The sequence below is a fragment of the Aurantimonas sp. Leaf443 genome, assembly GCF_001425575.1.
Classification (GTDB): domain Bacteria; phylum Pseudomonadota; class Alphaproteobacteria; order Rhizobiales; family Rhizobiaceae; genus Leaf443.
In genome coordinates this window covers 466,878-491,097 of record NZ_LMRD01000001.1, presented here as the reverse complement: position 1 = coordinate 491,097, position 24,220 = coordinate 466,878, and the positions used below count along the sequence as shown (strand labels likewise).

Annotated in this window: 19 protein-coding genes; 2 read left to right on the top strand and 17 right to left on the bottom strand. The window is 69.9% G+C overall.

Annotated features, from left to right (window positions below):
* Positions 1-184: 184 nt before the first annotated feature.
* Positions 185-2,488, bottom strand: coding sequence for a xanthine dehydrogenase family protein molybdopterin-binding subunit (locus ASG48_RS02150; RefSeq protein WP_055844464.1), 2,304 nt, complete (start codon positions 2,486-2,488; stop codon positions 185-187).
* A 220-nt stretch (positions 2,489-2,708) separates the two neighbouring features.
* On the opposite strand from ASG48_RS02150, the gene pepN reads away from it, so the two are divergent.
* Together pepN and ASG48_RS02140 are read left to right on the top strand one after the other, a co-directional pair.
* Positions 2,709-5,339 carry an aminopeptidase N gene (gene pepN / locus ASG48_RS02145; RefSeq protein WP_055844461.1) on the top strand — a complete coding sequence of 877 codons (2,631 nt, stop codon included), beginning with the start codon at positions 2,709-2,711 and terminating at the stop codon, positions 5,337-5,339.
* A 132-nt stretch (positions 5,340-5,471) separates the two neighbouring features.
* Positions 5,472-7,817 (top strand): ATP-binding protein, encoded by a 2,346-nt coding sequence (locus tag ASG48_RS02140; protein WP_055844457.1) that lies wholly within the window; start codon positions 5,472-5,474, stop codon positions 7,815-7,817.
* A 79-nt stretch (positions 7,818-7,896) separates the two neighbouring features.
* Here ASG48_RS02140 and ASG48_RS02135 read toward each other — a convergent pair whose 3' ends face one another.
* From ASG48_RS02135 to ASG48_RS02065, 16 genes are all read right to left on the bottom strand, one after another.
* Complete coding sequence (locus ASG48_RS02135) at positions 7,897-10,854, bottom strand: bifunctional [glutamine synthetase] adenylyltransferase/[glutamine synthetase]-adenylyl-L-tyrosine phosphorylase (RefSeq protein WP_082529171.1); 2,958 nt, start codon at positions 10,852-10,854, stop codon at positions 7,897-7,899.
* Positions 10,838-12,256, bottom strand: coding sequence for an ATP-binding protein (locus ASG48_RS02130; protein WP_055844454.1), 1,419 nt, complete (start codon positions 12,254-12,256; stop codon positions 10,838-10,840). The genes ASG48_RS02135 and ASG48_RS02130 overlap by 17 nt, the downstream gene beginning before the upstream one ends.
* Before the next feature lie 7 nt (positions 12,257-12,263).
* Positions 12,264-12,941, bottom strand: coding sequence for a response regulator transcription factor (locus ASG48_RS02125; protein WP_055845387.1), 678 nt, complete (start codon positions 12,939-12,941; stop codon positions 12,264-12,266).
* A gap of 162 nt (positions 12,942-13,103) precedes the next feature.
* On the bottom strand, positions 13,104-14,621 hold the full coding sequence (locus tag ASG48_RS02120; protein ID WP_055844451.1) for a Do family serine endopeptidase: 1,518 nt from the start codon (positions 14,619-14,621) through the stop codon (positions 13,104-13,106).
* 181 nt (positions 14,622-14,802) lie between these two features.
* Positions 14,803-15,105, bottom strand: coding sequence for a hypothetical protein (locus tag ASG48_RS02115; RefSeq protein WP_156381404.1), 303 nt, complete (start codon positions 15,103-15,105; stop codon positions 14,803-14,805).
* A gap of 454 nt (positions 15,106-15,559) precedes the next feature.
* Positions 15,560-15,931 (bottom strand): hypothetical protein, encoded by a 372-nt coding sequence (locus ASG48_RS02110; protein WP_156381403.1) that lies wholly within the window; start codon positions 15,929-15,931, stop codon positions 15,560-15,562.
* Entirely contained in the window at positions 15,932-16,471 is a 540-nt protein-coding gene (locus tag ASG48_RS18110) for a hypothetical protein (RefSeq protein ID WP_156381402.1), read from the bottom strand.
* Positions 16,472-16,655: 184 nt separating this feature from the next.
* Entirely contained in the window at positions 16,656-17,120 is a 465-nt protein-coding gene (locus ASG48_RS02105; RefSeq protein WP_055845384.1) for a cytochrome c-type biogenesis protein, read from the bottom strand.
* A 53-nt stretch (positions 17,121-17,173) separates the two neighbouring features.
* On the bottom strand, positions 17,174-19,165 hold the full coding sequence (locus ASG48_RS02100) for a heme lyase CcmF/NrfE family subunit (protein WP_055844440.1): 1,992 nt from the start codon (positions 19,163-19,165) through the stop codon (positions 17,174-17,176).
* Entirely contained in the window at positions 19,162-19,668 is a 507-nt protein-coding gene (ccmE, locus tag ASG48_RS02095; protein WP_055844437.1) for a cytochrome c maturation protein CcmE, read from the bottom strand. Before ccmE ends, ASG48_RS02100 begins: the two co-directional genes overlap by 4 nt.
* Positions 19,665-20,870, bottom strand: coding sequence for a c-type cytochrome biogenesis protein CcmI (ccmI, locus tag ASG48_RS02090; protein WP_055844433.1), 1,206 nt, complete (start codon positions 20,868-20,870; stop codon positions 19,665-19,667). Before ccmI ends, ccmE begins: the two co-directional genes overlap by 4 nt.
* A 129-nt stretch (positions 20,871-20,999) precedes the next feature.
* A complete protein-coding gene (locus ASG48_RS02085; RefSeq protein ID WP_055844430.1) occupies positions 21,000-21,407 on the bottom strand; it encodes a hypothetical protein in 408 nt (135 codons plus the stop codon).
* A gap of 80 nt (positions 21,408-21,487) precedes the next feature.
* Entirely contained in the window at positions 21,488-22,870 is a 1,383-nt protein-coding gene (locus ASG48_RS02080; protein ID WP_055844426.1) for an ATP-binding protein, read from the bottom strand.
* On the bottom strand, positions 22,851-23,522 hold the full coding sequence (locus ASG48_RS02075; protein WP_055844424.1) for a response regulator transcription factor: 672 nt from the start codon (positions 23,520-23,522) through the stop codon (positions 22,851-22,853). Before ASG48_RS02075 ends, ASG48_RS02080 begins: the two co-directional genes overlap by 20 nt.
* 40 nt (positions 23,523-23,562) lie before the next feature.
* On the bottom strand, positions 23,563-23,877 hold the full coding sequence (locus ASG48_RS18655) for a hypothetical protein (RefSeq protein WP_244486692.1): 315 nt from the start codon (positions 23,875-23,877) through the stop codon (positions 23,563-23,565).
* 126 nt (positions 23,878-24,003) lie between these two features.
* Positions 24,004-24,210, bottom strand: coding sequence for a hypothetical protein (locus tag ASG48_RS02065; RefSeq protein WP_055844421.1), 207 nt, complete (start codon positions 24,208-24,210; stop codon positions 24,004-24,006).
* Between the last annotated feature and the right edge of the window lie 10 nt (positions 24,211-24,220).

Below are 24,220 nucleotides of genomic sequence, written 5' to 3'. Positions count from 1 at the left end.
CCCTTGCCGCTCGCCGCCGGCGAAGGTCCCGGGCCCCGATGCGCGGGGCGGCGCGCCCTGCCGGACGCGGCGCCCTTCGCCTGAAGGCTCTTGTCAGAAGACCGGCGACCGGACGGCCACCGGAATGGGCGGGCCGGACCCGGCCCGTCCCGCGATCGGGCGCCCGCGCGGGCGCCGCGAGAGATCAGCCGGCGCGGGCCGCGTTCATCGCTTCCCAGACCCGCAAGGGGGTCGCGGGCATGTCGATATGCGCGACGCCGACCGGGCGCAGCGCGTCGGCCACCGCGTTCATCACGGCGGGCGCGGCGCCGATCGTGCCGGCCTCGCCCGCACCCTTGATGCCGAGCGCGTTGGTCGTGGAGGGCACGTTGCGCGTCTTGAAGTCGAAGAACGGGAAGTCGCCGGCGCGCGGCATGGCGTAGTCCATGAAGGAGGCGGTCACCAGCTGGCCCTCGCCGTCATAGACCGCGTTCTCGATCAGCGCCTGGCCGATGCCCTGCGCGACGCCACCATGGATCTGGCCGCCGAGGAGGACGGGGTTCACCGTGACGCCGAAGTCGTCGACGATCGTGTAGCGCACGAGATCCACGACGCCCGTGTCCTCGTCGATCTCGACCTCGCAGACATGGGTGCCGTTGGGATAGGTCGCCTCGTCCTGCTTGAACTCGCCGACCGCCCTGCGGTCCTCGTCGGACTTTGCGGCCCGCGCGAGGGCGGCGAAGTCGATGGAGCGGTCGGTGCCGACGATGCGGGCCGAGCCGTCCTCGAGCTCGATGTCGCCGACGGCCGCCTCCAGTTCCTCGGCGGCGAGCTTCTTCACCTTCTCGGCCAGGGTCTGGCTGGCGCGGCGCACCGAGACGGCGCCGAGCGGGATGGAGCGCGAGCCGCCCGTGCCGCCGCCCGTGGGCGTGTCGTCCGTATCGCCCTGGCGCACGTCGATGAGGTCGTAGTCGAGGCGCAGCGCCTCGGCGACGAACTGGGCATAGGCCGTGGCGTGGCCCTGCCCGTTGGACTGGGTGCCGATCTTCAGTTCGATGCGCCCGGACGGCATGAGCTCGACATAGGCGGGCTCGGAGCCCGGGAAGGCGCAGGCCTCGACATAGGTCGCAAGGCCGATGCCGCGCAGCTTGCCCTCGGCCCGGGCGGCCTCGCGGCGCGCCTCGAAGCCGGCCCATTCGGAGCGGCGCAGCGCCTCGTTGAGGTGCCCCTCGAACTCGCCGGTGTCGTAGAGCCGGCCGAGCGGCGTGCGGTAGGGCAGCTGAGCGGGCTTGATGAAGTTCAGCTTGCGGATCGCCTCCCGCGACTGGCCGGTCACGCGCGCGCATTCGTCGACGAGGCGCTCGATGAGATAGGCCGCCTCCGGGCGCCCGGCGCCGCGATAGGCGTCCACCGGCACGGTGTTGGTGAAGTAGAGCGCGCAGGTCACGTCGATGGCCTGGATGTCGTAGAGGCCGGTCGCCATGGACATGCCGAACCAGGGGATCATCGGCCCGTATTGCGAGGAATAGGCGCCGAGATTGGCGTGGAGGTCGATCCTCAGCGCCGTGAAGCGGCCCGCCTCGTCCATCGCCATCTGCGCCGAGACGAGATTGTCGCGGCCATGGGTGTCGGAGACGAAATGATCCGAGCGGTCGGCGGTCCATTTCACGGGCGCGCCGAGGCGCTTGGCGGCGACGAGGACGAGCGCGTGCTCGCGATAGAGGAAGGCCTTGGTGCCGAAGCCGCCGCCGACGTCGCGCGTGACGACGCGCAGCTTCGACTTGTCGATCTTCATCACGTCGCCGGCGAGCATCTTCTGCAGGCCGTGGACGCCCTGGCTGCCCGTGGTCAGGACGTAGCGGTCCTCGTCGGGCAGGAACTCGCCGAGGGAGGAGCGGACCTCCATGTAGTTGCAGACGAGACGGTTCTGGACGAGCCGGATCGAGGCGGTGCTTGCGGCGGCGGCGAACGCCTCGTCGGTGCGGGCCTTGTCGCCCTCGTGCATCGTGCCGGCGAGATTGGTGCCGCGATCGGACCAGACGGTCGCCGCGTCGCCCATCGCGGCGGCGATGTCGGCGACGACGGGGAGCGGCGTGTAGTCGACCTCGACGAGTTCGGCGGCATCGCGCGCCTGCACGGCGGTCTCGGCGACCACGAAGGCGAGCGCGTCGCCGACATGGCGCACGTGGTCGCGGCACAGGACGGGCGTGTTCTGCGGCGTGAAGCGCGAGCCGTCGGCAAGACCCACGAGGGCGCCGCAGGGCAGGTTGCCGAGATCGGCGACGTCGGCATGGGTGAGGATCAGGCGCACGCCGGGTGCGGCGCGCGCGGCTTCCAGATCGGCGATGGTGAAGCTCGCATTGGCATGGGGCGAGCGCAGGACGACGCCGTGCAGCAGGCCCGGACGCGTCTCGTCGTCGGTGTAGCGGCCGGCGCCCCGGATGAAGGCGTCGTCCTCCTTGCGGAGGACGGATGCGCCAAGGCCGAATTTCGGAGTCATCACGGTCATGCTGTCACGGTCCTTCGATCCATCGTCGCGCTGCGCGAGGCATGCCCCGCGCGCCCGGCCGGACGGAGCCGGCCGCAAATCGCCATGCTTACTTAGCGCAGCTTCGGCGATCCGTCGCGGGGGACGCAGCCTTTCCGCGCATCTCCCCCGCCGCAGTCTTGCCGGACAGCGCCCGCGACCCCAGTCTTGAGCGCGAACCAAGACCACGGAGTGCGACGAGATGCGGACCGAAGACGGCAGGACGATCCGGCTGAAGGACTATCGCGCGCCCGACTTTCGCGTGTCCACGGTGGCGCTCGACGTCGTGCTCGAACCGGGGCAGGCCCGCGTTGTCGCGCGCCTTCGCCTGGAGCGCGGCCCCGGCGTCGCGACGGACCGTGCGCTCGTTCTCGACGGCGACGGTCTCGAACTGACGCGTCTCGAACTCGGCGGCGCACCGCTTCCCGCGAGCGCCTACGAGGCGACGCCGGAGCGCCTGACCATCGCGACGGTGCCGGCGACGGGCGCGTTCGAGCTTTCGATCGAGACGCGGCTGAAGCCGGAGGAGAACACCGCCCTTTCCGGCCTCTACCGCTCGAACGGCATCTGGTGCACCCAATGCGAGGCGGAGGGGTTCCGGCGCATCACCTACTTCCCCGACCGGCCGGATGTCCTATCGCTCTACCGGGTGCGGATCGAGGCGGCCAAGGGCGAAGCGCCCGTGCTCCTGTCAAACGGCAACCTCGTGGAGGCCGGCGATCTGGCCGACGGGCGGCATTTCGCCGTCTGGGAGGATCCGTTTCCCAAGCCCTCCTACCTCTTCGCCCTCGTCGCCGGCGATCTGGAGCGGCTCGGCGACACATTCACGACGGCCAGCGGACGCGAGGTGGAGCTCGGCATCTTCACCGAGCGCGGCCGCAGCGCGCCGGCAGGCTACGCGATGGACGCCCTGAAGCGCTCGATGATCTGGGACGAGCGCCGCTTCGGGCGGGAATACGATCTCGACGTCTTCAACATCGTCGCGATCTCCGACTTCAACATGGGGGCGATGGAGAACAAGGGCCTCAACGTCTTCAACCACAAATACGTCCTGCTCGACCCGCAGACGGCGACCGACGCGGACTATGCCGGCGTGGAGACGGTGATCGCGCACGAATATTTCCACAACTGGACCGGCAACCGCATCACCTGCCGCGACTGGTTCCAGCTCTGCCTGAAGGAAGGGCTGACGGTCTATCGCGACCAGGAGTTCACGGCCGACGAGCGCTCGCGCGGCGTGCAGCGCATCGGCGCGGTGCGCCGCCTTACGGCGCTGCAGTTCCCGGAGGACCAGGGGCCGCTGCAGCATCCCGTGCGCCCGCAGCACTACAAGGAGATCAACAACTTCTATACGGCCACCGTCTACGACAAGGGCGCGGAGCTGGTGCGCATGCTGGCGACGCTGCTTGGGGAGGACGCCTTCCGGGCGGGCATGGACCGCTATTTCGAGCGCTTCGACGGAACGGCCGCGACGATGGAGGACTTCCTCGGCGCCTTCGCCGAGACGTCCGGCCGCGACCTCTCGCAGTTCGCCCTCTGGTACGATCAGGCCGGCACGCCCGAGCTCGCCGTGCGCGAGGCTTTCGACGCGCCGAGCGGCACGCTGACGGTGACGCTGACCCAGTCGCTCGCGCGAGGCGCCGCCGGCACGGGCACGGCGCCCTTCCACATGCCGGTGCTCTTCGGCCTCGTCAGCCCGTCCGGCGAGGATCTGACGCCGGCGAACCCGTCCGGCCGGGCGGGACTGGCGGAGGTGACGGCGCCCGAGACGGTGATGCGCTTCGCCGGACTGAAGGAGCGCCCGGTCCTGTCGGTGCTGCGCGACTTCTCGGCCCCGGTGGTGCTGCGCCACGAGCAGAGCGAGGCGGACCGGCTGGTGCTGGCCGCGCGCGACCCGAACCTCTTCAACCGCTGGCGCGCCCTCAACGACCTCGTGGGCGACGAGCTGCGCCGCCTGACGGGTGCCAACAGGGCCGGGCGGACGGCGGAGATCGACGGGCGGATCGCGGCCACGATGATCGACACGGCCGGCGACGAGCGCCTGGAGCCGGCCTTCCGGGCCCTCGCCCTGGCGCTGCCGCCCGAAAGCGAGATCGCCCGCTCGATCGGGCGCGACGTCGACCCGGCCGCGATCCATGCCGCCAGCGAGAGCGCGCGCGTCGCGATCGGCCGGGCGGGCCTTGCGACCTTCGAGCGCCTCGCCGCCGCGCCGGCGGACGGCCCCTTCTCCCCCGATGCCAGAGCCGCCGGCGCGCGCGCCCTCTCGCTCGCCGCGCTCGGCTATCTGAGCGCGGCGACCGGCGACAACGGCCCGGCTGCCCGGCGCTACGAGATGGCGGGCAACATGACGGACCGGTTCGGCGCGCTCGCCATCCTGGTGCAGCGCTTCGCGCCGAGCGCCGCTTGCGAAGCCGCGCTCGCCGACTTCCACCGCCGCTTCGAGGATGACGAGCTCGTCATGGACAAGTGGTTCGCGCTGCAGGCGGCCAGCCCGCGCGAGGAGACGCTGGACCGGGTGAAGGCGCTGACGGAACACCGGCAGTTCAGCCTGAAGAACCCGAACCGCGTGCGCGCGCTGCTCGGCGGGCTCGCCACCAATCCGATCGCCTTCAACCGACCGGACGGGGCCGGATACCGCTTCTACGCGGACCGGCTGGAGGCGCTCGACAAGCTCAATCCGCAAATCGCCGCGCGCCTTGCGACGGCCTTCCGGTCCTGGCGGACGCTCGAGCCGCGCAGACAATCTGCCGTTGAGGAAACTCTGGACGCATTGCTCGCGAAAGCGGCACTTTCCATTGATCTCAAAGATATTTTGGAGAGGACAAGAAGTTAAACCAAATAATCATAAATTACGACGCGACGACCCGACTCAAGCTCTGGACAAGGTGATTCGCCTCTGATTGATTGGCGGCGATTCGGATGTGCGGCGTGCCGAATCGACGATGCGGCTTACGGGGGTCGGGACATGACAGCGGACGCGTCCAGCGCGCCGGCAGAGGGCCTTTTTGCGCGATTCGAGGCCCTTCTCAGCGCACGCGCCGAGATCGCGGGCTATGCCAAGGTCGTCGCCCGCCCTGCCTACGAGAAGCTTCTGCGATCCGAGCGCCTCCTGCGCCGGATCATTCCGGTCCTCATCGTCACCTTCCTCACGATCATCGCCTTCGCCCGCTTCCTGACGATCGCGCAGGAGCGTTTCGACGTGCAGGCCGACGCGATGCGGGACCTGAAGGTGGCGACCGCGCTCGTTCGGGCCCAGAGCCAGGCGCTGGTCGCCGAGCGCACCAGCGTCAGCGACGCCGACGCCCTCCTGACGAGCTACGTGCCGGCCGAACTCCTCGGCAGGGGCAGCTTCGCCTTCGTCAGCGACGACCAGGGCCGCATCGTCGCCGCGGTGCCGGGGTCCGAGTTTCTCGTCGGCCAGAGCCTCTCGCGGCTCCTCGGCGACGCGCAGGCGCTTCTCATGTTCGGCGAGCGGGCCGGCGTCCAGGACACGGCCTTCGACGGACGCGCGGCCTTCGTCGCCAGCGCGACGCTGGCCGGCGACATGGGCACCGTGACCTTCGTGCAGCCGCAGGCCGAACTCTTCTCGGACTGGCGGCACACGGTGTCCGTCAACGTGACCCTCTTCGTCCTGACGAGCATCACCATGCTCGTCGTGCTCTACGCCTATTTCCGTCAGGCGACGCGGGCGCAGGATGCGGACGAACTCTACCTTCGCACGCACCAGCGGGTCGACACCGCCCTCTCGCGCGGCCATTGCGGCCTCTGGGACTGGGACCTGGCGCGCGGGCGCATGTACTGGTCGCGCTCCATGTACGTCATCCTCGGCATGGAGCCGCGCGACGGCATCCTCTCGCTCGGCGAGATTTCCGCCCTCCTCCACCCGGAGGACGGAAGTCTCTTCGAGATCGCGCGCCGCATCGCCGCCGGCGAGATCAACAGTCTCGACCGCAGCTTCCGCATGCGCCGGCGCGACGGCGACTATGTCTGGATGCGCGCGCGCGCCGATGTCAGCCGGACGGCGGACAACGAGATCCATCTCATCGGCGTCGCCGTCGACGTCAGCGAGCAGCACGAGATGGCGCGGCGCACCGACGAGGCGAAGGTGCTGCTCTCCAACGCGGTCGAGAACATCTCCGAGACCTTCGTCCTGTGCGACGCGGAGGAACGGCTCGTCCTGTGCAATTCCAAGTATCGCGAGACCTTCGGCCTCGACGAGAGCGACGTGGCGCGCGGCACGCCGCTCGAGATGGTGCGGGCGAGGGCGCGCAAGCCGATCGGCGGCCATCCCGTGACGAGCCCGACCTTCCGGCCCGGCGAGCGCGCCTCCGAAGTGCTTCTGCCCGACGGGCGCTGGCTGCTCGTCTCGGAGCGTCGAACGGCCGCCGGCGGCATCGTGTCCATCGGCACGGACGTGACGCAGCTGAAGCTCCATCAGGCGCGCCTCTCCGACAGCGAGCAGCGGCTGATGGCCGTCATCGCCGACCTCTCGGCCGCCCGGCGCGACGCGGAGCGCAAGGCGGTGCAGCTGACGGAGCTGAACTCGGGCTTCGCCCTGGAGAAGGACCGCGCCGAAAGCGCCAGCCGCGCCAAGACGACCTTCCTCGCCAATATGAGCCACGAGCTGCGCACGCCGCTCAACGCCATCCTCGGCTTCTCCGAGATCATGCGCTCGGGCACGTTCGGACCGCTCGGCAACCCGAAATACGGCGAGTATGCCGGCGACATCCACCAGAGCGGCCATTATCTCCTGCGTCTCATCGACGACATTCTCGACATGGCCAAGATCGAGGCCGGCCGCCTCGTGCTCTCGCCCGAGGAGATCGATCTCGGCGCCCTCGTGGAGGACGCGGTGAAGATCCTGGAGATCCAGGCCGAGCAGAAGTCGGTGCGGCTCGACATCAGCGTACCGCGCGGCCTCACCATCGTCTCGGACCCGCGCGCGACCAAGCAGATCGTGCTCAACCTCATGTCGAACGCCGTCAAGTTCACCAACACGCCGGGCGCGGTGCGCGCCAAGGCGCGGGTGGAGGGCGGTTTCGTCGTCCTCACCGTGGTCGATACCGGCATCGGCATTCCCAACGAGGCCCTCGCCGTCCTCGGCCGCCCGTTCGAGCAGGTCGAGAACGAGCTGACGCGCACCCACAAGGGCACGGGCCTCGGACTTGCCATCGCACGCTCGCTGACCGAGCTGCATGGCGGCACCTTCCGCATCGCCTCCAAGGTCGGGCTCGGGACGGCCGTCACCGTGCGCCTGCCGATCTCGGACACGCAGGTCCTGCGCTCGAGCGAGACGATCCGCGCCGCCTGACCGCCTCGTATCGCCCCGACCGAACGGGCCGGCCACCCGAGGAACGCGCCAAGGGCGCGGTCTGTTTCGGCGCCTTGCGTCAGGCCGGGACGGCGAAGGGCAGCAGCCGCTCGAAATCGGCACGCACGCGCCTGCACAAGGCGTCGACCTTCTCCTGCGCCTCGTCCAGCGTCCCGGTGCCGAGGGCTTCGGCGACACGGTCCGAGAGGCCCTGCGGCAGGGCTTGCGGCGTCGCCGCCTCCGGCGGCCCGAGCTTTAGGAGCTGGGTCAGGCCGGTGAGATCGGCCATGGCCCGCGCCAGCCCCTCCCCCGCCTGCGGCGCGCCGAGATCGGCCGCGGCCAGCACCTCGGCGGTCGGGCAGCCGATCCATCGCGGCCCAGCCCTTCCCGACAGGATCGCCCATTGGGCGACGAATTCGAGATCGATCAGCCCGCCGGGCCGCAGCTTCAGGTCGAAGACGCCGCGCGGCGGCTTCTCCTCGTCGAGCCGCCGGCGCATCGCCGCGACGTCCCGGCCGATCGCATCCCTGTCGCCACCGCCGCAGACGAGCGCCTGGATTTCGGCGCGCACGCGCTCGGAAAAGCCGGCATCGCCGGCGATCGGACGCGAGCGCGTCAGCGCCATGTGCTCCCAGGTCCGCGCCTCGCCGCGCTGATACTTCACGAAGGCGTCGAAATGCGTGGCGAGCGGCCCCTTGTTGCCGGAGGGGCGCAGGCGGAAATCCACCTCGTAGAGCACGCCCTCGCGCATCGGGGCGGTGAGCGCGGCGATGAGGCGCTGGGTGAGACGGGCGAAATAGACGGTCGGGGCCAGGGGCTTCTCGCCGTCCGACTCTTCGGCGTCCGGCGCATGGTCGTAGAGGAGGATGAGGTCGACATCCGAGCGCGCGGTCATCTCGCGGCTGCCGAGCTTGCCCATGCCAAGAAGCGCCATGCTGGCGCCGGGCACCGTGCCGTGACGCTGCGCGAAGGTGCCGGCGACCGCCTCGAAGGCGGCCGAGAGGACGAGGTCGGCGATCTCCGAGAAGACGCGTCCCGCGGCCTGCGGGTCGATCGTGCCGCTGAGAAGCCGCGTGCCGACGAGGAAGCGCTGTTCGGAGGAGAAGATGCGAAGGCGCGCCAGGACGTCCTCGTAGCCGTCGGCATCGCCGAGGAAGGCGTCGAGGCGCTCGGCCATCACCGCCCGCTCGGGGATCTCGGCATAGAAGGCGGGATCGAGCAGCGCGTCGAAGACATGCGGCCGGGCGCTCAGCGTCTCGCGCAGCGCCGGCGCGGCGGTGATGACGGCCGCCAGGAGATCGAGGATGCGCGGGTTGGAGGCGATGAGGGAGAAGAACTGGATCCCCGCCGGCAGGCCGCCGAGGAACTTGTCGAGCGCGGCGATGGAGGCGTCCGGATCGGGCGCGCGGGCGAAGGCGGCCAGAAGCCGCGGCAGGACGTCCGCCAGCCGGTCGCGCGCGGTCTGCGAGCGTGTCGCGCGGTATCGCCCGTAGCCCCAGCCGCGCACGATGCGCAGGATGTCGCCGGGGCGCGCGAAGCCGTAGCGCTCAAGCTCGGTGTGGAGGTCGGTGCCCTCGTCGCCGGAGAGAAGGCGGACGGCGAGCGAGCGCCCCTCGTCGGCCGCGCCGCCCCGCTCGCGGCCTTCGTTGAAGAGCTGCGAGAAGCGCGCGTCCACCCGGCGCAGCCGTTCCAGAAGCGCCGCGCCGAAGGCGGCGGCATCCGGGAAGCACAGGAGCCGGGCGACGCGCTCGATCCCGTCCGCATCCGCCGGCAGCGTGTGGGTCTGCTCGTCGGCGATCATCTGCACGCCGTGCTCGACGCGGCGCAGGAACCAGTAGTCCTCCACCATCTCCGTCTCGGTCTCGCGCGAGATCCAGCCGCCCTCGGCGAGCGCGGCGAGCGTCTCGTCGGTGCGGCGCGAGCGCAGCGCCGGCGCCCGGCCGCCGGCGATGAGCTGCTGGCCTTGCGCGAAGAACTCCACCTCGCGGATGCCGCCGCGGCCGAGCTTGACGTTGTGGCCGGCGACGGAGACCTCGTCGAAGCCGCGATGGGTGTCGATGCGGTCCTTCATCGACTGGATCTCGGCGATGGCGGCGAAATCGAGATAGCGGCGCCAGACGAAGGGCGAAAGCTCGTCGAGAAAGGCGAGGCCCGCCTCGATGTCGCCGGCCACCGGCCGCGCCTTGATCATGGCGGCGCGTTCCCAGTTGCGCCCGCTGCCCTCGTAGTAGACGAGCGCCGTCGGCACCTCGATGGCGAGCGGCATCGCGCCGGGATCGGGGCGCAGGCGCAGGTCCATGCGGAAGACGTATCCCTCCGCCGTGCGCTCGGCCATGAGGCGGATGAGCCGGCGCACGAGGCGGGAGTGGATCTCGCCCGCGTCGAGCGGATCGCGGCACAGGCCCGCCTGCGGTTCGAAGAGGACGATGAGGTCGATGTCGCTGGAATAGTTCAGCTCGCCGCCGCCGAGCTTGCCCATGCCGAGGACGAAGAGGCCGCAGCCGCGCTCGGGCGCCTCGGGATGGGGCAGCGCGATCTTGCCGGAACCGTGCAGGTCGAGGAGGCAGAAGCGCAGCGCGGCGCGCAGGGCTCCCTCGGCGAGCGCGGAGAGCGCGCGCGTCGTCTGCGCGCAGTCGGCGGCGCCGAAGAGATCGCGCAGGGCCACGAGAAGCGAGATCTCCGCCTTGGCGAGGCGCAGCTCGGCCATCATCGCCTTCTCCCCGGTGCCGGGCCGGGGCAAGGCGTCGAGCGAGGCCGTCAGACGCTCGATCCGCTCTCCCGCCTCCTCGTCGAACAGCGCGTCGAGCCATTCGGGATGGCGCAGCAGGGCGGCGTTGAGATGGGGCGACAGGTCGAGGACGGCGGCAAGGCGCGTGGCGTCCGCGCCCCTGCCCCCCGCGAGCGCGGCCAAGCGCGGCAGGCCGGCGCGCGCGGCGGCCTCGGAAAGATCCGCGAGCCATCGCAGGGCCCGGGTCTCGTCGAGCGGCAGCGGATGCTGAGGGCCGCCGAGGCGCAATGTGTCAGGGTCGTTCGCCATCGTCCGAAATCTTCCCCGCCGCCGGAATCGCCATGGTCACGATAAGGCCCGGCGCGCCGTCCTCAAGATGCAGCGTTCCGCCATGGACGCGCGCGATGGCCTGGACGAGCGAAAGGCCAAGGCCCGAGCCCGGCCGCGACCGGCTCTCGTCGAGACGATAGAAGCGTTCCAGCACGCGGTCGTGCTTGTCGGCGGGAATGCCCCGGCCGTTGTCGGCCACGGAAAGGCGCAGCATCGCGTCGTCACGGCGCAGGGAGACGGTGATGACCGTGCCGCCCGCCTCGTCGACGGCGTATTTCAGCGCGTTGTCGATGAGGTTCGACAGGCCCTGCGCGATCAGTTCGCGGCTGACGGCGGCGCGCGCGGGCTCGGGCGCGTCGATCACCAGCCGCGCCCCGGCATCCTCCGCGAGCGGCTCGTAGAGTTCGCAGACCTCCGCCACGATGGCCGAGACATCGTGCTCGGTCTTCTCGACGGGATGGGAGCCGGCCTCCACGCGCCCGATCATCAGGAGCGCGTCGAAGACGCGGATCATCTGGTCGGCCTCGGCGATCATGCCTTCCAGGACCTGGCGCGGGTCGCTCTCGCCGGGCGGGGCGGCGAGCGCGGCCTCGGCGCGCGAGCGCAGCCGCGTCAGCGGCGTCTTCAGGTCGTGGGCGATATTGTCGGAGACCTGCCGCAGGCCCTCCTGCAGCAGTGCGACGCGGGCGAGTAGCGTGTTGAGATTGGCCGAGAGCCGGTCGAACTCATCGCGCGCGCCGGTCACCGGCAGGCGCTCGGTGAGGTCGCCCGAGAGGATGCGCGCGCTGGAGGCGGCCATGCGGTCGAGCCGCTGCAGCGCGCTGCGGCCGACGAGGAACCAGGCGAAGAGCGCGCCGACGCCCATCAGCGCCAGCGCCAGGATCAGCGCGTTGCGCACGATCTGGCGGAAGCGCTCCTGGTCTGTCTGATCGCGCCCGACGAGGATGCGCATGCCGTTCGGCAGGCTGACGACCTCGGCGACGGCGACGTGGTAGCGGTCGTCGACATCCTCGGCGAAGCGCTCGTAGGCGAAGGACTTCTCGGTGAAGCCCGGCTTGTCGAGGATGCCGGGCTGGAGGTTCTCCACATTGCCGGCGATGATGCGCCCGGTCGCGTCCGTCACGAGATAGAGCGAGGCGCCGGGCTGGCGCGAGCGCCGGTCGAGCGAGCGCACGAGGCCGACGATGCCGGTCTGCTGGTAGACCTGGGCGAGTTCGGCGATCTCCTCGGTGATCGTGGCGCGGCTCTGGCTGCGCAGGACCGAGGAGGCCGTCGCGGTGACATAGACGACGAGGACGACGGCGAAGACGGCGAAGAGCAGGAGATAGACGGCCGAGAGACGGACGGCCGTCAGCCGCATCAGGGCCTTGAGGCGCTCCATCGCCGGCTTATTCGCCGGCGCGCATGATGTAGCCCGAGCCGCGCACCGTGTGGAGCAGCGAGGAGCCGAAGTCGCGCTCGATCTTGGCGCGCAGGCGCGAGATGTGGACGTCGATCACGTTGGTCTGCGGGTCGAAGTGATAGTCCCAGACATTCTCGAGCAGCATGGTGCGCGTCACCACCTGCCCGGCATGCTGCATCAGATATTCCAGCAGGCGGAACTCGCGCGGCTGCAGCACGATCGGCTTGCCCGCCCGCTTTACCTCGTGGGACAGGCGGTCGAGTTCGAGATCGCCGACCTTGTAGGCGGTCTCCACGTCGCGCCCGCCGCGCCGCCGGCCGAGCACCTCGACGCGGGCGAGGAGTTCGGAGAAGGCGAAGGGCTTGGAGAGATAGTCGTCGCCGCCGGCGCGAAGGCCGGTCACCCGGTCGTCCACCTGCCCGAGGGCGGAGAGGATCAGCGCCGGCGTGGTGCGGCCGTTGGCGCGCAGGCCCGCGATGACCGACAGGCCGTCGCGATGCGGCAGCATGCGGTCGACGATGAGGACGTCGTAATCGCGCGTCTCGGCCATGTGGAAGCCCTCCTCGCCGTCGCCGGCGTGCTCGGCCGTGTGGCCGGCCTCGCGCAGCGCCTTGAGAAGATAGGCGGCCGCCTCGCGGTCGTCTTCGATGATGAGGATTCGCATCGGCTCGGACTGGGGCTTGAGAACCGGTTGGGCGGACATCGCGACCTCTCCCATGACGGGTGCGGGGGAAAAAAGCAAAAGGGCGGCGGACCGTCGCGATCCGCCGCCCCGTCTCGTCTCGGCGGGCAAGGCGGCGCGGTTCGAGACCGCGCCGCCGTCTCGTCAGCCCTTGGCGATGGGCAGCGCCACGAAGCGGTTCTGGTCGCCGTTCTTCAGCTGGAACAGCGCCGCCTTGCGCCCGGACTTGGTCGCGTCCGAGATCGCCGTCTGCACCTCGCGCTGCGAGGTCACGGTCTTGCCGTTCACCGCCACGATGATGTCGCCCGGCTGCACGCCCTTGTCGGCGGCCGTGGAGTCCGGATCGACATCGGTGACGACGAGGCCGGACCCGTCCTCGGAAGGGGTCAGCGTCAGCCCGTAACCCGAGAGCGAGGACGGGTTGGCCTGGTTCGGCCGGTCGCCGCCCTGGTTGGCCGAGGAGGCCTCGTCGAGGCTGGAGAGATCGCCGAGGACGATGGTCTTCTGCTGGGCCGTCCCGTCGCGCCAGATCGTCACGTCCACGGAGGTCTTGGGCGCGTAATTGCCGATCTTGCGGGCGAGGTCGCGCGGGCTGTCGACCGTCTGGCCGTTCACGGCGGTGATGACGTCCCCGGTCTCGATGCCGGCCTTGGAGGCGGGCGTCTCGTTCTCGGGCAGGGTGACGATCGCGCCCTTCTCCGAGGAGAGGCCGACGGCGTCGGCGATGTCCTGAGTCACCGGGGCGATCTGCACGCCGAGCCAGCCGCGCGAGACCGTGCCGCCATCGCGCAGCTTGGCCACGACGTCCTTGGCCACCGAGGCGGGGATCGCGAAGGCGATGCCGACATTGCCGCCCGAGGGCGAGAAGATCGCCGTGTTGACGCCGATGACCTTGCCGTCGAGGCCGAAGGCCGGGCCGCCGGAATTGCCGCGGTTCACCGCCGCGTCGATCTGCAGGAAGTCGTCATAGGGACCCGCGCCGATATCGCGGCCGCGCGCCGAGACGATGCCGGCCGTCACCGAGCCGCCGAGGCCGAACGGGTTGCCGACCGCCACGACCCATTCGCCGACGCGCACCTTGGCGTCGTCGCCGAACTCGACATAGGTGAACTTGCGATTGTCCTGGTCGACCTTGAGCAGGGCAAGGTCCGTGCGCGCGTCGGTGCCGATCAGCTTGGCGTCGAACTCCGTGCCGTCGTCCATGACGACCGTGTATTTCGAGCCGCCCTCGACGACGTGGTTGTTGGTGACGAGGTAGCCGTCGTCGGAGATGAAGAAGCCCGAGCCCTGGCCCATGGCCTGGCGACGCTCCTGGCGCTGGCGAAGGCCCGGCGCCTCCGGGCCGCCACGGCCCTGCTGATCGAAGAAGCGGCGCAGCGGATGGTCCTCGGGAAGGCTCTCCAGCGGATTGCCCATGCTCTCGCCGCGCGAGGTCGCGGGCGAGACGTCCTGCGTGACGCGCACGGAGACGACGGCGGGCGAGACCTTCTCGACGACGTCGGCGAAGCCGAAATTCTGCGTCGGCGCCTGGACCTCCACGGGCGCGGCGAAGACCGGAAGCGCATTGCCGACGATGCCGGTGAAGGCAGCGCCCGCAACGCCCGCCGCGAGCGCGGCGGCGACGATGCGGTTGCGCCTGGGATGGCTGTTGGTGATCGACATGATGACCCCTTTCATCGAACCTCGAAGCCCGCCTTCCGCCGCGACGACGCTCGAAGACCGGTGCCTCTCCTGCCGGCGGCGCCCAGTCGCGGCGCCCTTTCGGCTTGATGAGCAATGTAGGTGGCCGCGACTTACAGGAGCCCTTCGGGTGGATGAAATGTTGGTAAGGTCGGCGGTGGTCTCATACCGTGCCGATATTCTCCGGCCAGGTGAACGGATAATCGCCCCAGTCGAGATCGCCGCCGCCGCGCGCCTGCCAGTCGGCGATGATGGCCTCGATGATCTCCTCGCGCTCCGTGCCCCAGCGGGTCGTCGCCTTGAACAAGGGATAGGTCTCGCCCGTCAGATCGACGGCCACCGCGCCCGCATTCAGGAGAGAGCGCATGCAGCGGCGGATGAACTCGATCTTCCACTCACCCTCAAGGCCGAAAGCATGAGCATCGATAATCAGTCCCCAAAGAGACACATGATCGTCATTGATCATGCTACTAATTTCTTCGATCCACCTCTCTGCGTTGTAGTTGTAACTTCGGTGAATGATGTTTGAAAACATATTATTCTCCACGATGGAATTTTGTTTTTTGCTCTATTACACTCCATTCAGAACTTTCAATGAGCTCAAATGTCAGGCCCCAACCGGTGCTGACGCGCACTCCGATCAGCGTCCCGTCGTCGTGGCGGTCGTATAGACCCGGATAGGTCGTGTCCGGCACGATCGGATACCGACCGGAGGTAAGTTCCACCAGAATGCGGTCGAGTGATCGGGCAGGCGAAGACCCGATGCCCGAGCTTTACCGATCGAACGCGGCCTCATACCGCCGCGCTTTTGAAGTGACCCTTTCGGGCCGTTTTCGCGCGGCGGTATCCCGCACGGCGATCGAGCCTCTTCCGGCACAGCATGAGGTGACCCGAGCGGTCAGTTCATAGGCGAGCCGGCCTCACACCGTGCCGATGTTCTCCGGCCAGGTGAACGGATACTCGCCCCAGTCGAGTTCGCCGCCGCCGCGCGCCTGCCAGTCGGCGATGATGGCCTCGATGATCTCCTCGCGCTCCGTGCCCCAGCGGGTCGTCGCCTTGAACAACGGATAGGTCTCGCCCGTTAGATCGACGGCCACCGCGCCCGCGTCCAGAAGAGAGCGCATGCAGCGGCGGATGAACTCGAACCGCTCTTCCTCCGTGAATCCGAACCCCTGCGATATGATATCGAGCTTGAACAGCGAGACATGATCGTCCTCGATCGAAAGAGGGATGTCTTCGATCCACTTCTTCGCCGTTCCGCCCGACAAGTTTTCAACAAGATCCTCTCGCATTCAATCAATCCTTCTATGGAATTTGAGATTCTTTCTAGCAGATCCATTGATTTTGCTTACCATCTCGAACGTCAGGCCCCAACCCGTGCTGATGCGAACTCCGATCAGCGTCCCGTCGTCGTAGCGGTAGTATAGACCCGGATAGGTCGTGTCCGGCACGATCGGATACCGACCGGAGGTAAGTTCCGCCAGAACGCGATCGAATTCCAGGGCGGGCAAGGTTCTGACCTCCGGTCCCGCTCCTCTCGCAACGTAGCCGATCGGCTGGCCATCCCGAACGAGAACCTCGACGGGCGAGAGATTGCCTTTGCGGGGGGCGCCTGGCCGAGCCCCGCTGTTGTGGCCGATGCCGGGTGCGGGGCGAAGCTCTGCCCCGGTCAGATGACGATATCGCGCTTCGGCCTCGAGGAGGACGGCCCGCTGATGGGCGATCGCGCCTTCGATCGTCTCGTAGGCGCTCGGCGTCGGCTTCCAGCGCGGATCGATGCGGCGGAGAAGGACGCCGGCGACCCAGATGTCCTGTCGGGATGCACTCTCCATCCTGCGTTCCGTCGTGCCATTGGACGACACAGGATCGCATCGCGGCGGAAGACAGGGACAGTTTCCTATTCTGTTTCGGGAAAAACAGACGATCTTCGCTGAAAAACGAACGTTAAATTGCGATTGATCGGCTCGGCGATGTGCAGGTCAATCGCGGGACTCCCAGGAAGTCCCGCTTCGAGCGTCAGCCGCCGCGTTCGGAGAGAAGCTTCTCCACGGCGCGTTCCTCGTCCGGCGACAGGCCGGGCGAGGTCTCCGCCGCACGAGTGCGGCGGGAGGCGTACAGGGCGAAGGCGCCGCCGGCCAGAAGCACGCCGAGCGGAGTGGCCCAGAGAAGCGCCGTCTGCCAGTCGAAGCGCGGGCGCAGCAGCACGAACTCGCCGTAGCGCGAGACGAGATAGTCGATCACGGCGTCGTCGCTGTCGCCGGCCGTCAGCCGCTCGCGGACGAGGACGCGCAGGTCCTTGGCGAGTTCGGCGTTGGAATCGTCGATCGACTGGTTCTGGCAGACGAGGCAGCGCAGGCCCGCCGAGAGCGCGCGGGCGCGTCGCTCCAGCGCCGGGTCCGGCAGCACCTCGTCCGGCTGCACGGCGCGAGCGACAGTGCCGAGATCGAGATAGGGGACGAGCGGGGCCGGCGGCGGGCCCATGACCGGCAGGAGCCAGAAACCGAGCGCTATGGCGGCGATCTCGAGAGGCCGCTTCATGCCGGCAGCCCGCCGCCGGCGCGCGCGCCCTTGCGCGCCTTGGCCGGCGCCCCGACGCGCAGGCGCCGGTCGAAGAGCGAGACGAGGCCGCCGGCCGCCATGACGAGGGCCCCCAGCCAGATCAGCGTGACGAGCGGCTTCCACCAGATGCGCACGACCGTCGCCCCGCCATTGGCCGCCTCGTCGCCGAGCGCGATGTAGATCTGCGAGAAGAGATGGGTGCGGATGCCCGCTTCCGTCGTCGGCATCTGCCGGGCCGGGTAGAAGCGGCGGGCGCTCTCCATGGTGCCGGCCGGTCGCCCGTCCCGGAACAGCTCGAAAGTGCCGACCTCCTCGCGATAGTTCGGCCCCCCGCGCGGGCTGAGCCCCTCGAAGCGCACGCTGTAGCCGCCGGCCTCGACGCTTTCGGCGACCCGCATCGTCGTGACGGTCTCCGTCTGGAAGGCGGTGGTCGCCGCGATGCCGAGAACGGTGACGCCGAGGCCGAAATGGGCGAGCGCGGCGCCGAAGGCAGAGAGCGGCAGGCCGGCGAGGCGGCGCGCGCCGGTGGCAAGGCCCGCCTTGGCGAAATTGGCCCGCGCGTAGAGGTCGCAGAGACTGCCCGCCATCAGCCAGACGGCGAGGCCGAAGGCGAGCGAGGCCAGCACCCGCGTTCCCTGCGTGAGCGCGATGCAGACGATGACGGTGAGGAGCGCCGCGCCGACGGCGAAATAGAGCCGCTGCGCCGCCGCCGCCAGGTCGCCGCGCTTCCAGGCGAGCATCGGCCCGAAGGGCACGGCGAGGAGGAGCGGCACCATCAGCGGCCCGAAGGTCAGGTCGAAGAAGGGCGCGCCGACGGAGATCTTCGTGCCGGTGATCGTCTCCAGCACCAGGGGGTAGAGCGTGCCGACGAGGACGGTGGCGGCCGCCGTCGTCAGGAAGAGGTTGTTGAGGACGAGCGCGCCCTCGCGGCTGATCGGGGCGAAGAGGCCGCCCGATTCCAGGCTCGAGGCCCGCGCGGCGAAGAGGGCGAGCGCCCCGCCGATGAAGAGGCACAGGATGGCGAGGATGAAGATGCCGCGCTCGGGATCGACGGCGAAGGCGTGCACCGAGGTGAGGACGCCCGAGCGCACGAGGAAGGTGCCGAGCAGCGACAGCGAGAAGGTGAGGATGGCGAGGAGCACCGTCCAGATCTTCAGCGCCGAGCGCTTCTCCATGACCAGCGCGGAATGGAGCAGCGCGGTGCCGGAGAGCCAGGGCATGAAGGAGGCGTTCTCGACCGGGTCCCAGAACCACCAGCCACCCCAGCCGAGCTCGTAATAGGCCCAGTAGGACCCCATCGCGATGCCCGCCGTCAGCGCGATCCAGGCCGCCAGCGTCCAGGGCCGCACCCAGCGCGCCCAGGCCGCGTCGATGCGCCCGTCGATGAGGGCGGCGACGGCGAAGGAGAAGGCGATCGAGAAGCCGACATAGCCGAGATAGAGCATCGGCGGATGGATCGCGAGGCCGATATCCTGGAGGATCGGGTTGAGGTCCTGCCCCTCCATCGGCGCGGGGTCGAGCCGGGCGAAGGGGTTGGAGGTGATGAGGATGAACAGGAGGAAGGCCGTGGTGATCCAGGCCTGGACGGCGAGCACGTTGGCCTTCAGGCTTGCGGGCAGGTCGCGCCCGAAGAGCGCCACGAGCGCGCCGAAGAAGGCGAGGATCAGCACCCAGAGGAGCATCGAGCCCTCGTGGTTCCCCCACACGCCCGTCACCTTGTAGAGCATCGGCTTCAGGGAATGGGAATTCTCGAAGACGTTGAGGACCGAGAAGTCGGAGACGACATAGGCGGCGGTCAGCGCCGAGAAGGCGATGGCGATGAGGACGAAGCCGCCCGTCGCCGTCGTCGTCGCCGTCTCCATCAGCCGCGCGTCGGACAGGCGGGCGCCGATCGCCGGCACGAAGGACTGGACGAGCGCCAGCGCCAGGGCGAGGACGAGCGCGTAGTGGCCGAGTTCGACGATCAAGAGCCCGCTCCCGTGCTGGCCGCCGGCACGAGGGCGGCATCGCCCGGCTTCTGCGTCGCCACCGGCATGCCCTTGCCCTCCTCCCAGAGCCCCCGCGCCTTCAGGTCGTCGACGACTTCCTTGGGCATGTAGGTCTCGTCGTGCTTGGCCAGCACGTTGTCGGCGGCAAAGACGCGATCGGCGCCGAGCGTGCCTTCGGTGACGACGCCCTGCCCCTCGCGGAAGAGGTCCGGCAGGAGTCCGGTATAGGCGACGGCCACGCTCTCCACGCTGTCGGTGACGCGGAAGGTCACGTGCTGCCCGTCGCGCTTCACGGACCCGGCCTCCACGAGGCCGCCGAGCCGCACGCGCGTGTCCGGCGAGATCGGCCTGGAGGCGAGATCGGTCGGGGACTGGAAGAGCGCGATGGAGTCGGACATCGCCGTCAGCACGAGCCCCATCGCCACCGCGATCACGGCGAAGATCGAGCCGATCGAGGCCAGCCGCTTCTGCTTGCGCGTCATCGCGTCGTCTCCTCCCCGGCCGTCAGACCCATCTCGCGCCCGAGCGCCGCGATCTCCCGCGCTTCGGTGCTGTCCGGCGCGAAGGCCGTGCCGGCGCTCGCGAGCGCCGCGCGCGCCTTGTCCGCCTCGCCGAGCACGCCGTAGGAGCGGATAAGCCGCTTCCAGCCCTCCACGTCGTTCGGGGCGGCTTCAAGGCGCATGGCCAGTTGCGACACCATGCCCTCGATCATCGCGCGCCGCTCCGCCTGCGGCATCGCGGCGGCGGTCGCCACCTGCACGGCGTCCGGGCCGGGCGCCGCCGCGGCCGGCGCCGGTGCCGGTGCCGGAGGGGACGCCGCTTCGGCGGGCCGGCCGAGCTTCCGGCGCGCATCGGCGAGCGCGGCGTCGGCGATGGTCAGCCAGGGCGCGCCGTCCGGGCTCTCGGCGACGAGGCCGGACCAGGCCGACTCGGCGTCCTCGAGACGGTTTTCCTGCGAGGCGTCGAGCGCCAGGAAGAACTTCGCCGGCAGGAAGCCGGGATTGTCGGCGAGCGCGGCCTCGAAGGCGGCCTTCGCCTCGTTCGTCACCTCGCCGCCGGAGAGCTGCGTCAGCGCCTCGCCGAGGCCCGCCTGCCGGGCGGCCGAACTGCCGTTCAGCCGGATCGCGTTGCGGAAGGCCGTCGCCGCATCGCCCGGCCGGTCGAGCCTCAGATAGATCGGCGCCAGCACGTCCCAGCCGCGGCCGTCGTCCGGGTTCTGGCGCAGCTTCTCCTCGGCGCCGGCGACGAGCGTCGCCGCATCGCCCTGGGGCGCGGCGCCCGGCGCCGGCTCTCCGGCGCGGGCGAGAAGCGGCAGATCCGGCATGCCGGCCGCGCCGAAGCCGGAATAGGCGAGGAAGCCGACGGCCGGCACGAGGACGGCGACGGCGATCGCGGCAAGCCGCGGCGCGGCGCCCGCGCTGCGGCCGGATCTTGCCTCGCTCGCCGCGCCTTCGGCGGCCCGCAGCAGGCGCCGGCCGATCTCGGCCCGCGCGGACTGCGCGTCGGCCGGGGTCACCGTTCCACGGTCGAGATCGCCGTCGAGCTCGCGCAGCTGCGCGCGATAGACCTCGACATCGTGCTCGGCGCGCGACGGCGCGGCCGAAACGCGGGAGACGAGGAGCGGCCGAAGGACGGCCAGCGTGACGGCGGCGGTCATGACCGCTGCGATTGCCCAGAATACCATGACACTCATATACGAAGCTTCGCCGGCGGACGGAACCGCCGGCCGCACTCTTCGGGCCACCTGCCGGCTGCTCTACCAAACGGGCGGTGCGGCGCAAGTCACAAGCCGGTCAGGCCCGAGGCGGCCTCGTCAGCCGACGGTCTTCCAGTTGCCGTCCGCGGTGCGGCAGGCGGTGCCGAGCTCGCGGCTCTGGCCCTTGCCGGTGTCGATGGCGTGGGAATAGCCGCGGCAATCCTGCGAGCCGACCCGGTAGAGCTGCGTGGGCACGACCTCCCCGCTCTGGCTCCCCGTGCTCCAGGCCACCGGCACGCCGGCGGCGCCGAACTGCAGCGCCTGGTATTCGGCGAGCACGGCGCGCGAGCGCGCGTCGGATTTCAGCGCCTTGCCGGCGGCGGTCTGGCCCACGAGCCCGCCGCCGAGCGCGGCGGCGCCCGAGGGCAGCGGCGCCACGGCGGCCGGACGAACGCCGCCCGTGAGGCAGCCCGTGAGAGGCGCCGTCAGGAGAAGGAAGCTGAAGACCCTGATCGCGTTGCGCATGAGACCCGTTCGCGGCGGCGGCATCGTTCACCGCATCGCAGCGGCGCTCCCTGCGCAGTTCGTCGCAACGCGAAGCGTTGTCAAGCGCCTTGCGGGCCGGGCGTGCGCGGCAGGGTCACCTGCGCCCTCAGCCCCCCGTCCGGGGAGCGCGAGAGCGACAGCGTGCCATGGTATTCGCCGACGATGTCGGAGACGATCGAAAGGCCGAGCCCGCTGCCCGGCTTGGCCTCGTCGAGCCGCTGGCCGCGGCGCAGCGCCGCCGCGCTCTCCTCGACCGAAAGACCCGGCCCGTCGTCCTCGACCGCCAGCGAGAATCGGTCCGCCGTCTCGGCGGCGCAGGTGAGGCGCACTGTGGAGCGCGCCCACTTGCCCGCGTTCTCCATGAGGTTGCCGACGATCTCCTCCAGATCCTGCCGCTCGCCCGCGAAGACGATCTCGGTGGCGGGGAAGGTGGCGGTCACGTCGAGCGCGGGGTTCAGCTTGGCGACGACGCGCGTCACGCGCTCGGCCGCCGCCTTCACGGGCGTGTGGAACACGACACCCTCGCTCTGCGCGGCCACGCGCGCGCGGTCGAGATAGTGCTGCACCTGCTGGCGCATGCGCTCGCTCTGGTCGGCCACCAGCCGGCCGTGCTCGCCGCCGATCGCGCCCGCCTCGTTGACGAGGACGGCGATGGGCGTCTTCAGCGAATGGGCGAGATTGCCGACCTGCGTGCGCGCCCGCTCGACGATGCGGCGGTTGTTGTCGATCAGCGCGTTCATCTCGGCGGCGAGCGGCCGGATCTCGGTGGGGAACGATCCTTCCAGCCGCTCGGCCCGCCCGTTGCGAACGTTGCCGAGCGCCCGGCGCGCCGCCGTCAGCGGCTTCAGGCCGAAAAGGATCGCCAGCGCGTTGGTGACGACGGAGCCGAGCCCCACGAGGCCGAGATAGAGCGCGAGCGAGCGGTCGAACTGCGCCTTGTCGCCGGCGATCACGCTGGCATTGCCCATCACGCGAAAGCGCGCGGCGTGGTTGTCGGCGTCGAGAACGACCTCCGTCTCCAGGACGAAGAGGTCCTCGCCGTTGAGGCCCGCGGCCTCGTATTGGCGGCGATAGTAGAGATCGAAGGGCACGTCCGCATTGGAGGCGGCCTTCACGTCGAGCGTGCCGAGCGAGGCGGAGGCAAGGCGCCCGCTCGTGTTGTCGGAGGCCGGCAGAACCTCCCAGTACCAGCCCGACAGCGGCCGCGAGTAGCGCAGGTCGCCGAGATCGGGCGCGCCCTGCAACTCGCCCTTGTCGGAGACGCTGACGCTGTTGACGAGGTTGTAGAGCTGCGCCGAGATCAGGTCCTCGAAGCCGCGGTCCGCGGTCCTTGCGTAGAGGGTCGAGATCAGTCCGCCGGCGACGACGAGCGCCAGCACCGCCCAGAGGCTGCTGAACAGGATGACGCGGACGGTGAGCGATTCAAACGCGCCGGTCCGCATCGCGCATCCTGTAGCCCTGGCCGCGCACGGTCTCGATGAGGTCGGAGCCGAGCTTCTTGCGAAGCCGCCCGACGAAGACCTCGATCGTGTTGGAATCGCGGTCGAAGTCCTGGTCGTAGAGATGCTCGATCAGTTCCGTGCGCGAGACCACCTCGTCGCGGTGGTGCATGAGATATTCGAGCAGGCGGTATTCGTGCGAGGTCAGCTTCAGCGGCGCGCCGTCCAGCGTCACGCGCGAAGCGCGCGTGTCGAGCCGCAACGGACCGCAATGGATCTCGGAGGAGGCATGCCCGGCCGCGCGCCGGATGAGCGCGCGCACCCGCGCCAACACCTCCTCCAGATGGAAGGGCTTGGCCACGTAGTCGTCGGCGCCCGCATCGATGCCGGCGACCTTGTCGCTCCAGCGGTCGCGGGCGGTGAGGATGAGGACGGGCATCTTGCGCCCGTCGCGCCGCCAGCGCTCGAGCACGCTGATCCCGTCCATCGCGGGCAGGCCGACATCGAGGATCACGGCGTCGTAGGGCTCGGTATCGCCGAGGAAATGCCCGTCCTCCCCGTCGAACGCCTTGTCCACGACGTAGCCCGCCGTCTCGAGGGCGTCCGCGAGTTGTCGGTTCAGGGCCTGGTCGTCTTCCACAACGAGAATGCGCATCGAAAATCCGTCCGTCCTGCCGCGCCTTGACCGCTCCGCCTCAGGGGCGGATCGTCACCGTCTGGCGCCGCGGACGCCCGCCGTCCTTGCCCGGCACGAGCACGGTGACGACGCAGACCGTCTGGCCGCCCTGCTGGCGCGGCGACACGGACAGGACCTGTCCGCCCGTCTGCGAGGCGGCCTGCGAGGCGGCTCCGGAGCAGTCGGCCGCGGCAAGCCGCACGGGCGCGTCGAAAGCGTCCGAGGCTCCGCCCGCCGTCATGGCCGCCGGCAGCGGCGAGCCGCCGGCCTCGGCCGCTCCGAACGCCATCAGGAGCATCAGGCCGACTGCGGAAACGGGAGCAAAACGGGTCATGTCATGCCTGGCGCCGGAGGGTCTGGATCGGTCTGCACGAAGGCCGATCGTGAAGGAATATCTATCCGCCCGCGGCTGAACGTCGAATGAATGGCGGACCGGCGCTTCCGCCGGCCCGCCCTGCCGTCAGCCGATCGCCTTCTGCGCCCGAATCCGTCCGACGACCGCCAGGATCGCGCCGAGGGCGACGCCGATATCGGCCAGCGCCGAGACCAGGGTCTCCTGTCCCGCCGGATCGATGGCGAGCCCCGCGAGCCCCGCGAGCGAAGCGCCGAGGGCGACGATCGCGCCCCAGATCGTCTTCGACCGGTACCATGCCTTCACGTCGTCCATGCTGCACTCC